Origin of the sequence: Variibacter gotjawalensis (assembly GCF_002355335.1) — a bacterium.
Taxonomy (GTDB): Bacteria; Pseudomonadota; Alphaproteobacteria; order Rhizobiales; family Xanthobacteraceae; genus Variibacter; species Variibacter gotjawalensis.
In genome coordinates this window covers 3734547-3746644 of record NZ_AP014946.1, presented here as the reverse complement: position 1 = coordinate 3746644, position 12098 = coordinate 3734547, and the positions used below count along the sequence as shown (strand labels likewise).

Here is a 12098-nt window from a genome sequence, read left to right as displayed (position 1 = left end):
GTGCCGCTTCAGTGAGCATTGGTCCCGCGATGCACGGCCTGGGTACCGCTTGAGGCTTTCCCAGCATCGGCTGTGCGATTATGAGCTAGCCCAACACCGACACGCGGCCGCGTTTCCCGACGCCGCGAAACGCGAGCCGGCTTTGCTAAGGCCTTTAGGCAGGATTTTTGGATGACTTTGGAGCTCAAGCTCTACAACACGCTGACGCGGAGCAAAGAAGCGTTCCGGCCGATCGATCCGGCCAATGTGCGCGTCTACGTCTGCGGGCCGACCGTCTACGACTTCGCCCATATCGGCAATGCGCGGCCCGTGATCGTGTTCGACGTGCTCTTCCGGCTGCTGCGGCATGTCTATGGCGAGAAGCATGTCACCTATGTGCGCAACATCACGGACGTTGATGACAAGATCAACGCGCGGGCCGCCGAGCGCGGCGTGACGATCCGCGAACTCACAGAGCAGACCTACGGGAATTTCGCGCAGGACGTGAAGGCGCTCGGCACGCTGACGCCGACCGTTGAACCGCGTGCGACCGAACATATCGAAGAGATGAAGACGCTGATCGAACGGCTGATCGCGTCGGGTCATGCGTATGTCGCCGAAGAGCACGTGCTGTTCTCGGTGCCGTCGATGGCGGATTACGGCAAACTCTCACGCCGTCCCCTCGACGACATGATCGCGGGCGCGCGCGTGGACGTTGCGCCGTACAAGCGCGGCGATATGGACTTCGTGCTGTGGAAGCCGAGTGCTGATGGAATTCCGGGCTGGCCGTCGCCGGCCGGGATCAATACGCCGGGACGGCCGGGTTGGCATATCGAGTGCTCCGCGATGGCGTGGAAGCATCTCGGCGAAGTCTTCGACATTCACGGTGGCGGCATCGACCTCGTCTTCCCGCATCATGAGAACGAAATCGCGCAATCCTGCTGCGCCTTCGATCAGAAAGTGATGGCGAATACCTGGATGCACAACGGCTTCCTGCAGGTGGAAGGCGAGAAGATGTCGAAGAGCCTCGGCAACTTCATCACCATCCGAGAATTGCTGACGACCGATCAGTTCGGCGGCAAGGCTTGGGACGGCAACGTGCTGCGCCTTGCGATGCTGCAGACGCATTATCGCCAGCCGATCGATTGGACGCTGAAGTCGTTGGAGCAATCCGCGCAGACGCTGGAAGACTGGTTCCGCGTTGCGAAGCCGGACGGGGGGGCGCCGTCCGCTGACGTGATCGCGGCGCTGGCGGACGATCTCAACACCGCGCAAGCGATGGCGGCGCTGCACGCGCTACGCAAGCGCATCACGGCGAACGGTGGCGCTACGGCTGCCGCCGAACTTGGCAACACGCTCGTGTTTCTCGGCTTCGATGCGGCCGCATTCGCGGATTGGCTGTCGGCGCAGCGCGCGGCCATCCGCGTCGATGCCGCTCAAATCGACGGCTTGATCGCGGCACGGCGTCAGGCGCGCGCGGACAAGAACTGGGCGGAGTCCGATCGCATCCGCGACGAACTCGCCGCGATGGGTGTCGTGCTGAAAGACTCGAAGGAGGGCACGACCTGGGAGCTGGCGCGATGAGCGCGCAGGCTTTCCCGAAGCCCGCATTGCGGCCAATGTTGCCGGACGATGTTCCGGTGCTGGCGCAGATCTTTGCCGACAGCATCGAAGTGCTGGCCGAAGACGATTACGGCGAGGAACAGCGTGCCGCATGGGCCGCGCGGGCCGATGACATCAAGGCGTTTGCCGAGAAGCTCACGTCGCAGCTGACGCTGATCGCGACACTGGCGGGAGCGCCGGTCGGATTTGTCTCGCTGAAGGGCGCCGACCATCTCGACATGCTGTTCGTGCATCCTGAAGCGGCGCTGCAAGGCGTTGCCACAACGCTTGTCGATGCGATCGAAAAGATCGCGGGAGCGCGCGGCGCGACGAAGATCACGGTCGATGCCAGCGACACGGCGCGTCTGCTATTCGACAAACGCGGCTACCGCGCGGAGAGCCGCAACTCCGTCGAGATCAACGGCGAGTGGCTCGCCAACACGACGATGGTGAAGACGCTTCAAGCCGAGCCGCGAGGCACGCTGCAATGATGCGCGAGCGTTCTGCATGATCGATCACGTCTCCATCGCGGTGAGCGATCTTGGCGAAAGCACGCGCTACTACGAGGCCGTGCTGGCTCCGCTCGGATTTGCCAAGCTCGAGGTCCGGGCGAAGACGGTTGGTTTCGGGAAGAAGTATGCGGAGCTGTGGATCAATCTGCGCGACGGTTTCACCGGAGCGCCGGACGGCGCGCATATCTGCTTGCGCGCGCGTAGCAGGGACGTCGTGGACGCGTTCCATGCGGCGGCGCTTGCCAATGGTGGCGTGAGCGATGGCGCGCCGGGATTGCGGACGCATGACGGCGAGGGCGGCTATTACGCTGCTTTTGTGCGCGACCGTGATGGCAACCGAATCGAAGCCGTGACGTTCGTTTCGTGACGGAAGCGAACCCTGTCATCTTGGCCGTCAGTGCGCGGCGCGGACATCACTTCAGCAAGACGCCGCAGCTGTCGATCCGATTGGTTGAAGGCGAGGGCGTCGATGGCGACGGGCACCGCGGCGTCACTGTTAAGCATCGCTCACGCGCGCGATTCAACCCGACGCTGCCGAATTTACGGCAAGTGCATCTAGTCCACAGCGAGTTGTTCGATGAACTACGCGCGCAAGGCTACGAACTCGCGGCCGGCGACATCGGCGAAAATGTGCTGACGCGTGGCATCGACCTTTTGGGACTGCCGATGGGCACGCGTTTGCTGCTAGGACGGGAAGCCGTCGTCGAAGTCACGGGTCTGCGAAACCCATGCATCCAGATGGATCGATTTCGCGAAGGGCTGATGCAGGCAACGCTCGCGCGAGCGGAGGACGGCAGTCTCATCCGCAAGGCCGGCGTGATGTCGGTGGTCGTCTCGGCAGGCGATGTGCGGCCGGGCGATCCTATCGCAATCGAACTTCCCGCTGAGCCTCACCAGCCGCTTAAGCCGGTCTAAGCGGACTACATGCGCTCCTGCATGGCTTCGGCCGTGCGTGCTTTCTCCTGCGTCGAGGCCGGAACGGCGGCGGCTTCGAGCTTCGGCAAAATGTCTTCGACATTGTCGGCGCTGAGCAGGCGCACCTGCAGGCCGGGCCTGATGAACTGCGTCTGCGACATGTGATCGAGCAATGCCTGCAGTGGGTTCCAGAACCCGTCGATATTCGCGGTGAGGATCGGTTTCTGGTGGCGGCCGAGCTGCGCCCACGTCATCTGCTCGACGAGTTCTTCGAGCGTGCCGACGCCGCCCGGCAGTGCGACGAACGCGTCGGCGTGTTCGAACATCGCCTGCTTACGGGTGTGCATGTCGGGTGTGACGATCACCTCGTAACCCTCGAACATCGGCTTTTCGCGATTGATCAGAAATTCCGGGATGATGCCGGTGACCTTGCCGCCACCCTGCATCGCCGAGGCCGCGACAGCGCCCATCATGCCAACGGAGCCGCCGCCGTAGACGAGGCGCACATCGTTCTCGGCAAGGATTGCGCCGAAGCGATGCGCAGCATTGATGAATGAGGGATTGGAGCCGGGGCTAGAGCCGCAATAAACGCAAACGGATTTAATATTCTTCATTCTACCCCATATGGTGCGCTGCAGCGCGACGGGCCAGAGGTGCGATGATAGCCGTAAACAGGCGTGTACGGTTGCCTCGCCCCTGAGACTCGGCGATTAGAACGACTATATTGTGACTGGCGGCGTAACTCCACGCCGCGTCAGGACTTCCCAAGCAGCCTCATGACCGACAAGCCTCAGGACGACCCGCTGTCGCGTGCGACGCTGCTCAATACGCTTACGCGGCTGTGGCCGTATATCTGGCCGCACGAGCGCGCCGACCTTAAGCGGCGTGTGTTGTGGGCCGTGCTGCTGCTGGCGGCCGGCAAGCTCGCGACGATGGCGGTGCCGTTCACCTTCAAATGGGCCACGGACGCGTTGTCCGGCCATCCGAGCGGGCCGTTCACGGTCGGCATGAGTGTTGCTGCCCTCGCGATTGCGATGACGATCGCTTACGGCCTGACGCGCGTCGTCATGGCACTGCTTACGCAAGCGCGCGACGGCATGTTCGCGAAGGTCGCGATGCATGCGGTGCGGCGCCTCGCGAACCTGACCTTCCGGCACATGCACGATCTGTCGCTGCGCTTTCATCTCGAGCGCAAGACCGGTGGGCTGACTCGCGTTCTCGAGCGCGGCCGCAACGGCATCGAGACGATCGTGCGCATGGTCATCCTTCAGCTCGCTCCGACGATCCTGGAAGTCGTGCTGATCGCGGGCGTGCTGCTCTACATGTTCGACTGGCGCTATGTCGTCGTCGTGCTGGCGACAGTCGGCATCTATACGGGGTTCACGTATTTCGCGACGGAATGGCGCATCAACATCCGCCGCCGGATGAACGATAGCGACACCGAGGCGAATACCAAGGCGATCGACTCGCTGCTGAATTACGAAACGGTCAAATACTTCACGGCCGAGAAGCGCGAGTCCGAGCGTTACGATAAATCGATGGAGCGCTACGAGCGCGCCAGCGTACAGGCTTACACGTCGCTCGCGGTGCTGAATGCCGGGCAGGCGGTGATCTACACGGCAGGTCTCGCGACCGCGATGGTGATGTGCGCGTACGGAATCTCGCAGGCCACGAATACGGTCGGCGATTTCGTCATGATCAACGCGATGATGATCCAGCTGTATCAGCCGCTCAATCTCATGGGCATGCTGTATCGCGAGATCAAACAAGCGATCATCGACATCGAGTCGATGTTCACGATCCTGATGCGCGATACGGAGATCAAGGATCCGCCGGGTGCGCAGCCGCTGCGTGTCGCCCGGGCCGGCGTCAAATTCGAGGATGTGCGCTTCGCGTATCAGCCGGATCGGCCGATCCTGAAGGGCATCTCTTTCGAAGTGCCGGCCGGGAAGACGGTCGCGATCGTCGGGCCATCGGGCGCCGGCAAGTCGACGATCTCGCGCCTTTTGTTCCGCTTTTACGAAGTCACCGGTGGCCGCATCACGATCGACGGGCAGGACATTCGTGATGTAACGCAGCTCTCGCTGCGCGGCGCGATCGGTATGGTCCCGCAGGATACGGTGCTGTTCAACGACACCATCCGCTACAACATTCGCTACGGGCGTTGGGAAGCGACGGATGCGGAGGTTGAGGCTGCTGCCGAGCTTGCGCAGATCGATGACTTCATCCGCCGCTCCCCGCAAGGCTACGAGACGGAGGTCGGCGAGCGTGGGCTGAAGCTGTCGGGCGGCGAGAAGCAGCGCGTCGCGATTGCGCGCACGATTCTCAAATCGCCGCCGATCCTCGTGCTCGACGAGGCGACTTCGGCGCTCGATAGCTACACCGAGAAGGAAATCCAGGACGCGCTCGACCGTGTGTCGCAGAATCGCACGACGCTGACCATCGCGCATCGGTTGTCGACGGTGATCGGCGCCGACGAGATCATCGTTCTCGACGACGGTTTGATTGCAGAGCGCGGCACGCACACCGAACTGTTGGCGCAGGGCGGACTCTACGCCGGCATGTGGAACCGCCAGCGCGAGGCGCAGCAGGCCCGCGAACTGCTCGCGCGTGTCGAAGAGGAACCCGTCGCCCCCAACCGGAATCCACCGGCGGTTGCAGAACCCGCGCGTGCCGATGCCGTCGTGCCGGATCGGCCCACTGTCACAGTGAAGTAGCGCCACTTCGTCATGACCCGGCTTGTCCGGGCCATCCACGTCTTCCTTTTCTGCGCTCGACGAAAGACGTGGATGGCCCGCATAAAGCGGGCCATGACGGCTGAGGTGAGTCGATTTGCCTGAAATAGGGCTGCGGAGTAGAAGGGCCGCGCGCTATTGCCGCCGCAGCAGAGAGGCCGAATGTCGATCGTTACGTCCATGCGTGACCAGATGGTCCCGATCCATCGCGAGGGCTATCCATTCATCGCAATCTTCGCGGTGGCGACGCTGGTGCTGTTCTGGCTGTGGCAGCCGCTCGGCTGGATCGGTCTCTTCCTCACTGGCTGGTGCTGCTACTTCTTCCGCGATCCGCCGCGTGTGACGCCGGTGCGTCCCGGCCTCGTCGTGTCGCCGGCCGACGGCCGCGTCAGCACGGTCGGCATGTTCGTGCCGCCGAAAGAGATGGAACTCGGCGACCAGCCGCTGCCGCGCGTTTCGATCTTCATGAGCGTGTTCGATTGCCACGTGAACCGCAGCCCGGTCGCCGGCACCGTCGATCGCATCGTCTATCGCGCCGGCAAGTTCCTCAACGCGGATCTCGACAAGGCGAGCGAAGACAACGAGCGCAACGCGCTGGTGATCGACGCCGGTGGGCAGAAGATCGGCGTCGTCCAGATCGCCGGCCTCGTCGCACGCCGCATCGTCTGCTTCACACGCGAGGGCGGGGCGCTCGGCATCGGCGAGCGCTTCGGCCTGATCCGGTTCGGCTCGCGGCTCGATGTGTATATGCCGGTCGGCACGGTGCCTATGGTATCCGAGGGGCAGACGTCGCTCGCCGGCGAGACGATCCTAGCGGAACTCGGCACGCGGCCTGCTAACACCACGTATCGTGTGGGCTAAGCGTTGACGGGACCCATTAAGGTTCCGCAAAGGCTCGCAAATTTCGCCGCACGCATGCCGTAGCGATCCGGCCTCAAGCGCGTTATAGTCCTAGAATGCGCCGAGAAGATAAAATCCTTCGTGCGGCCGAGCGCCGCGAAGCCCGCCGGGCGAGGTTCCGCGCCATTCCGGTGCGCCTGCTCGTGCCCAACGTCATCACGCTGCTCGCTCTATGTGCCGGTCTGACCGGCATCCGCATGGCGGTCGAAGGCAAGCTCGAATACGCGCTCGCCGCGATCGTGTTTGCGGCCGCGCTCGACGGCATCGACGGTCGCGTCGCGCGGATGCTGAAGGGTACGTCGCGTTTCGGCGCCGAACTCGACAGCCTCGCGGACTTCTTCAACTTCGGAGTCGCGCCGGGCCTTATCCTCTGGTTCTGGGGCCTGCACGAAATCGGTAACGCGGGCTGGATCGCCGCGATGATCTTCGCGATCGCGGCGGCGCTGCGTCTCGCGCGCTTCAACGTGCAGATCGACGATCCGAACAAGCCGCCGTATGCGGCGAACTTCTTCACCGGCATGCCGGCGCCGATGGGCGCACTGGTCGTGCTGCTGCCGATCTATCTCTTCTTCCTCGATTTGCCGAAGGGAAAGACCCTCATCTGGTTCACTTGCCTGTATACGCTCGCCGTGGCTTTCTTGATGGTGTCGCGGGTGCCGGTGTTTTCGGGCAAAAAAGTCGGCAAGCGCGTTTCGACCGAACTCGTGCTGCCGCTGATCGTGGTCGTCATTCTCGCGGTGGCACTGTTGATCAGCTACCCCTGGGCGCTGCTTGCGGTGCTGACGGTGGCGTATCTCGGCAGCCTTCCGTTCGGCGTCGCCTACTACAAGCGACTCGCGGCCGAGCACGAGGCTTCGCTGCGCAAGCCGGACGCCTCCGTTCCGGGGCCGGCGCCGTCGGCCGATCCGACCGGTTTGCCTGCCGGCGAGCCGACCGAGAACCAGCCGCCGACCCGGCACTGACTTTATCCCAGCGAATTCCGCTTCCGGGTCGGTAAAACCTGCGTGGCTGGCGCCCGTGGGCGTGGCGGTGTATGCGGAGTTTCAGTAGGCTCAACAATAATAAGACGCGCCGGCCGAACCGGCGACAGGGGAGAGAGCATCCATGACTTTTGCACGTCGTCAATTCTTGAAGTTCGCCGGCGCTGCGGTTGCCATGCCGGCCGTAGCCAAATCCGGCTTCGCGCAGTCGCCGCAGGTGACGCTGAAGTTCCACCACTTTCTGCCGCCGGTCTCCAACGCCCATTCCAAGCTGTGGGTGCCGTGGGTCAACAAGGTGCAGACCGAATCGGGCGGCCGCATCAAGATCGACATCTTCCCCTCGATGCAGCTCGGCGGCACGCCGCCGCAGCTTTACGATCAGGCGCGCGATGGCGTCGCCGACCTCGTCTGGACCTTGCCGGGCAACACGCCGGGGCGCTTCCCGTCGATCGAAGTGATGGAGCTGCCGTTCGTTGCCGCCAAGCGCGGCATTCCGAACGCGAAGGCGACGCAGGAGCTCTTCGACACCGGCCAGTTCCGCGACGAGTTCGCCGAGACGAAGATCATCTGCGCATGGTCGCACGACCACGGCGTGATCCACACCGGCAAAGCCATAACCAAGATGGAAGACCTCAAGGGCCTCAAGCTGCGTTCGCCGACGCGTCTTGCCGGCGAGGCGCTGAAAGCACTCGGCGCCAACGGAATTCCGATGCCATTGCCGCAGCTGCCGGAGTCGCTGGCGCAGCGCGTGCTCGATGGCGCGGTCATTCCGTGGGAAGTGGTACCCGCCGTGAAGGTGCAAGAATTGCTAAAATTCCATACCGAGATTGCCGGTTCGCCGACGCTTTACACGGCATCCTTCGTGCTCGCGATGAACAAAGCGAAGTACGAAAGCTTGCCGGATGATCTCAAGAAGGTCATCGACGCAAACTCGGGCCAGGTCGTCGCGCAGATGGCCGGCCAAATGTGGGACGATCAGGCGAAGGCGGTCGAGGAGATGGTGCGCAAGCGCGGCAACACCGTCGCGTCGATCAACCAGGAAGAGGCGGCACGCTGGAAGAAAGCGACCGAGCCGGTGATCGAGGCTTGGGTCAAGGCCGCGAAGGACAAGGGCATCGACGGCGAGAAGCTGCTCGCCAATGCGCGCGCGCTCGTTGCCAAATACGAGAAGGCATAAAAGCGCGTGAGCGAGGGGCCACTCTCGAGCGACAAGGCGCTGCTCGGTGGCATTGCGGCCGGGCTCGCCATCCTCGGTGGCTGCCTCATGCTGTCGGCAGCCGTGATGGTTTGCGTCAGCGTCGCATTGCGCAAATTCGCCGACAGCGCTGTGCCGGGCGATATCGAGCTGGTGCAGATCGCGACCGCGCTCTCGGTCTTTGCGTTCCTGCCGCTCTGCCAATGGCACCGCGGCAACATCATGGTCGATACGTTCACGACGTGGTTGCCGGAGAGCGTGCAGCGCGGGCTCGATGCCTTGTGGGATATTGTCTACGGCCTCGTCATGGCGATCGTCGCGTGGCGCCTGCTCGTCGGCGCAGGTGACACGCTGCGCTCCAACACCGTTTCGATGATCCTCGGCCTACCGACTGGTTGGGCGATCGGCGCGTGCGCCGTGATGGGTATCTTCCTGACCTTCGTTGCTTTCGCGACTGCGGCGCGCCGCATGCGGAGCGGCGTATGAGCACACTCGGCGTTGCCGGCATCGCCTTCGTCGGCATGCTCGCGCTCATCGCGATCCGGATGCCGATCGCGCTTGCGATGCTGGCAACCGGAAGTCTTGGTTATATCTACCTCGCGGGTTGGGGGACGTTCCTCAACTACATGAAGTCGACGCCATACTATCTGTTCTCGAACTACACGCTGTCTGTCATCCCGCTGTTCATTCTGATGGGCGCGTTTGCGGAGCGCTCAGGTCTCGCGCGCGATCTGTTCGCGGCGGCGCGTGCGCTGATCGGACATATGCGCGGCGGTCTCGCTTACGCGGTGATCGCGGCTTGCACCGTGTTCGGCGCGATCTGCGGGTCGTCGGTCGCGACGACGGCCACGTTCGGCCGCGCGGCGCTGCCGGAGCTTCGACGTTACAACTACGACGGTGGTTTCGCGACCGGCACGATCGCGATCGGTGGCGTCGTCGATTTGATGATCCCGCCGTCGATCATTCTCGTCGTCTACGCGATCGTCACCGAGCAGAATATCGCGAAGCTGTTTCAAGCCGCGCTGATTCCGGGACTGATGGCGGTCTCGTTCTACTGCATCGTGATCTTTCTAGTGGTGCGCTTTCGTCCGCATCTCGCGCCGACGCAGCCGAAGATGGACCGGCCGGAGCGCGTGCGTTCGGTGATAGCGGTATGGCCGGCGTTGCTGGTCATTCTGCTCGTCATCGGCGGCATTTATTCGGGCATCTTTACGCCGACAGAGGCGGCGGCCGTTGGTACAGTCGCGATGCTCGCGGTCGGGCTGCTGCAGCGCTCGCTGAGCTTCGAAGATTTCAAGCTTAGCTTTCTGCAGACCGCCGAAACCTCCGCGATGATTTTCGCGATCCTGCTTGGCGCGGAGGTGTTTGACGCTTTCCTCGCGCTCTCGCAGATGCCGCAGAAGGCGGCAGAGCTTGTCGCCAGCTCCGGCTTGTCGCCGTACGGCATCATGTTCGCGCTGATGATCTTCTACATCCTGCTCGGCGCCGTGATGGACGAGCTTGCTATGATGCTGCTGACGTTGCCTGTGTTCTTCCCGATCGTCACCGCGCTCGACTTCGGCATGCCGCCCGACGAGGTCGGCATCTGGTTCGGCATTCTTATGCTGACGGTCGTCGGCATCGGGCTGACGGCGCCACCCATCGGGCTCAACGTGTTCGTCGTGTCGTCGATTGCGAAGGATGTGCCGATCACGCGTACTTACGCGGGCGTTCTGCCGTACATCGGAGCCGACATCGTGCGGCTGACGATTTGCGTTCTCTTTCCCTCGATCACGCTCGTGCTCGTGCGCTGGCTGAACTGAGCAAGCCGATGTCTCTCGATCCCGAATTGGTCGCCGAGGTTCGCCGAACCTTCGACCAGCAGAAAGCTATGTCGAAGGTCGGCGCCACGATTGCGCACCTCGCGGCCGGCGAGTGCGATCTGCGGCTGCCATACGACATCACCAATACACAGCAGCATGGCTTTGTGCACGGTGGCATTGTCGCGATGATCGCCGATACGGCTTGCGGCATTGCGGCGCGGACGACGATGCCGCTCAACATGGGCATCCTGACCGCAGAGTTTAAGCTCAATCTCCTTGCACCAGCGGAAGGCGACTATCTGATCGCGCAAGGTCGCGTCGTGCGGGCGGGGCGGCGTCTCGTCGTCACGCAAGGCGATGTGTTTTCGTTCGCGGGCGACAAGCGCAAACATATCGCGCTCATCACCGCGACGATGATGACGGTCGAGTTCCAGTAAGGCTCACGCCTACTTCAGCGGGTGCCCCGGCATCAGTTCGTAAGGATGCACCCAGCCGGGCAGCGCGCGAATGCGATCCAGCCACGCCGCAATGTTCGGGTTCTCGGCCGCGATGTCGAAGCCGAACTCTTCCTTCGGGTAGAAGAGATAGCCGCACATCGAAATGTCCGCGATCGTCGGCTCGTTGCCTGCGATGAACGGCTGTGTCCCGAGATGCTTCTCGACGATCGCGATAGCAGCTTTGACGCGCGCTAGTAGGAACGCGACGACAGGCGGGTCCGATTTCGCGAAAGCATGCAGGAACCGGTAGGTCGCGAGGTAGCTGGTGAATTTGTGATTGTCGAACATGATCCAGCGCATGACCTCGCGACGCGCCTTCGCGTCGGCTGGCCAGAACTTGCCGGTTTGTTCGGCGAGATAAGGAAGGATCACGCCGGTCTGCGAGAGTTTCTCATCGGCTTCGACGAGAACCGGTACTTCGCCCATCTCGTTGACGGTCGCGCGATAAGCATCGCCGCGCGTCTCTCCGTTGAAGAAATCGACGAAGACCGGCTCCCAGTCCGATTTCGTGAGCGCGAGCATCAGCGCAGCTTTGTAAGCGTTGCCGGATTGCGCGAAGCAGTAGAGTTTGGTGCTGGCCATGGTTCCCTCTTTTCGCCGCAGTGTCTCGTGCGGGACGACAAGAAGCAATGTCAGATCAACGCGAGAGCGAGACCGCCTGAGCGCCGGCTTGGCCTTCGAAGCGATTCGATCCGGCTGAACGAAGCTGCGCCAGCGGCGCCGCAGTATGGTCGCGAATGATGAGGCCGCTCGCGTCGAAAATAAACTGCCGGCTTTTATACATTTCGCCGGGGCAGCCGCCCTCGGGCTTGATGCTGCCTTCCGCGCCCTGCGACGTGAAGTTCATCGCGCAGCTTGCACCCGAGACGGCGCTGAAGGTCCAGCGTCCCGTCATATCCTGCGATGCGACGGGCTGTGCGGTGGGAGTCGCAGGCGTGGTGAAGCGGCCCATGGTGCTCTCGCCGCAGGCGGTGAGTAAAA

Annotated in this window: 14 protein-coding genes; 11 read left to right on the top strand and 3 right to left on the bottom strand. The window is 62.9% G+C overall.

Annotated elements, in window-relative coordinates:
• Window positions 1-177 precede the first annotated feature (177 nt).
• From cysS to GJW30_RS18365, 4 genes are read left to right on the top strand one after another with little or no spacing between them, the layout of a single operon-like run.
• Window positions 178-1563, top strand: coding sequence for a cysteine--tRNA ligase (cysS, locus tag GJW30_RS18380; protein WP_096358914.1), 1386 nt, complete (start codon window positions 178-180; stop codon window positions 1561-1563).
• Window positions 1560-2072 (top strand): GNAT family N-acetyltransferase, encoded by a 513-nt coding sequence (locus GJW30_RS18375; RefSeq protein WP_096357867.1) that lies wholly within the window; start codon window positions 1560-1562, stop codon window positions 2070-2072. The genes cysS and GJW30_RS18375 overlap by 4 nt, the downstream gene beginning before the upstream one ends.
• A gap of 16 nt (window positions 2073-2088) precedes the next feature.
• Window positions 2089-2460 (top strand): VOC family protein, encoded by a 372-nt coding sequence (locus GJW30_RS18370; protein WP_096357866.1) that lies wholly within the window; start codon window positions 2089-2091, stop codon window positions 2458-2460.
• Window positions 2457-3008 carry an MOSC domain-containing protein gene (locus tag GJW30_RS18365; protein WP_096357865.1) on the top strand — a complete coding sequence of 184 codons (552 nt, stop codon included), beginning with the start codon at window positions 2457-2459 and terminating at the stop codon, window positions 3006-3008. The genes GJW30_RS18370 and GJW30_RS18365 overlap by 4 nt, the downstream gene beginning before the upstream one ends.
• A gap of 5 nt (window positions 3009-3013) precedes the next feature.
• Here the strand turns inward: GJW30_RS18365 and GJW30_RS18360 are convergent, their stop codons facing one another.
• Window positions 3014-3622: an LOG family protein gene (locus GJW30_RS18360; RefSeq protein WP_096357864.1), complete on the bottom strand. Its 609-nt coding sequence runs from the start codon at window positions 3620-3622 to the stop codon at window positions 3014-3016.
• A 162-nt stretch (window positions 3623-3784) separates the two neighbouring features.
• Here GJW30_RS18360 and GJW30_RS18355 point away from each other — a divergent pair, with 162 nt between their 5' ends.
• The 7 genes from GJW30_RS18355 (at window position 3785) to GJW30_RS18325 (ending at window position 11057) form a co-directional block, all read left to right on the top strand.
• On the top strand, window positions 3785-5725 hold the full coding sequence (locus GJW30_RS18355; RefSeq protein ID WP_096357863.1) for an ABCB family ABC transporter ATP-binding protein/permease: 1941 nt from the start codon (window positions 3785-3787) through the stop codon (window positions 5723-5725).
• Between the two features lie 180 nt (window positions 5726-5905).
• Complete coding sequence (locus GJW30_RS18350) at window positions 5906-6604, top strand: phosphatidylserine decarboxylase (protein ID WP_096357862.1); 699 nt, start codon at window positions 5906-5908, stop codon at window positions 6602-6604.
• 95 nt (window positions 6605-6699) lie between these two features.
• Entirely contained in the window at window positions 6700-7605 is a 906-nt protein-coding gene (locus GJW30_RS18345) for a CDP-alcohol phosphatidyltransferase family protein (RefSeq protein ID WP_096357861.1), read from the top strand.
• Window positions 7606-7747: 142 nt separating this feature from the next.
• Window positions 7748-8800, top strand: coding sequence for a TRAP transporter substrate-binding protein (locus tag GJW30_RS18340; protein WP_096357860.1), 1053 nt, complete (start codon window positions 7748-7750; stop codon window positions 8798-8800).
• Between the two features lie 6 nt (window positions 8801-8806).
• Window positions 8807-9304: a TRAP transporter small permease gene (locus GJW30_RS18335; RefSeq protein ID WP_096357859.1), complete on the top strand. Its 498-nt coding sequence runs from the start codon at window positions 8807-8809 to the stop codon at window positions 9302-9304.
• On the top strand, window positions 9301-10620 hold the full coding sequence (locus tag GJW30_RS18330) for a TRAP transporter large permease (RefSeq protein WP_096357858.1): 1320 nt from the start codon (window positions 9301-9303) through the stop codon (window positions 10618-10620). The genes GJW30_RS18335 and GJW30_RS18330 overlap by 4 nt, the downstream gene beginning before the upstream one ends.
• 8 nt (window positions 10621-10628) lie before the next feature.
• Window positions 10629-11057: a PaaI family thioesterase gene (locus GJW30_RS18325; protein ID WP_096357857.1), complete on the top strand. Its 429-nt coding sequence runs from the start codon at window positions 10629-10631 to the stop codon at window positions 11055-11057.
• Between the two features lie 9 nt (window positions 11058-11066).
• On the opposite strand, the gene GJW30_RS18320 is transcribed toward GJW30_RS18325, so the two are convergent.
• Both GJW30_RS18320 and GJW30_RS18315 read right to left on the bottom strand, forming a co-directional pair.
• A complete protein-coding gene (locus GJW30_RS18320; RefSeq protein WP_096357856.1) occupies window positions 11067-11699 on the bottom strand; it encodes a glutathione S-transferase family protein in 633 nt (210 codons plus the stop codon).
• A 55-nt stretch (window positions 11700-11754) separates the two neighbouring features.
• The gene (locus tag GJW30_RS18315) at window positions 11755-12069 is read right to left on the bottom strand and encodes an AprI/Inh family metalloprotease inhibitor (protein WP_165391584.1); all 315 of its coding nucleotides are present in this window, start codon (window positions 12067-12069) and stop codon (window positions 11755-11757) included.
• Between the last annotated feature and the right edge of the window lie 29 nt (window positions 12070-12098).

Excerpts from the sequence above, each read along its gene's own strand:
- GJW30_RS18325 (WP_096357857.1), top strand. The coding sequence starts at position 10,629 with ATGTCTCTCGATCCCGAATTGGTCGCCGAGGTTCGCCGAACCTTCGAC.
- GJW30_RS18355 (WP_096357863.1), top strand. The coding sequence starts at position 3,785 with ATGACCGACAAGCCTCAGGACGACCCGCTGTCGCGTGCGACGCTGCTC.
- GJW30_RS18375 (WP_096357867.1), top strand. The coding sequence starts at position 1,560 with ATGAGCGCGCAGGCTTTCCCGAAGCCCGCATTGCGGCCAATGTTGCCG.
- GJW30_RS18345 (WP_096357861.1), top strand. The coding sequence starts at position 6,700 with ATGCGCCGAGAAGATAAAATCCTTCGTGCGGCCGAGCGCCGCGAAGCC.
- GJW30_RS18315 (WP_165391584.1), bottom strand. The coding sequence starts at position 12,069 with ATGGGCCGCTTCACCACGCCTGCGACTCCCACCGCACAGCCCGTCGCA.
- GJW30_RS18330 (WP_096357858.1), top strand. The coding sequence starts at position 9,301 with ATGAGCACACTCGGCGTTGCCGGCATCGCCTTCGTCGGCATGCTCGCG.
- GJW30_RS18320 (WP_096357856.1), bottom strand. The coding sequence starts at position 11,699 with ATGGCCAGCACCAAACTCTACTGCTTCGCGCAATCCGGCAACGCTTAC.
- GJW30_RS18350 (WP_096357862.1), top strand. The coding sequence starts at position 5,906 with ATGTCGATCGTTACGTCCATGCGTGACCAGATGGTCCCGATCCATCGC.
- GJW30_RS18340 (WP_096357860.1), top strand. The coding sequence starts at position 7,748 with ATGACTTTTGCACGTCGTCAATTCTTGAAGTTCGCCGGCGCTGCGGTT.
- GJW30_RS18360 (WP_096357864.1), bottom strand. The coding sequence starts at position 3,622 with ATGAAGAATATTAAATCCGTTTGCGTTTATTGCGGCTCTAGCCCCGGC.
- GJW30_RS18370 (WP_096357866.1), top strand. The coding sequence starts at position 2,089 with ATGATCGATCACGTCTCCATCGCGGTGAGCGATCTTGGCGAAAGCACG.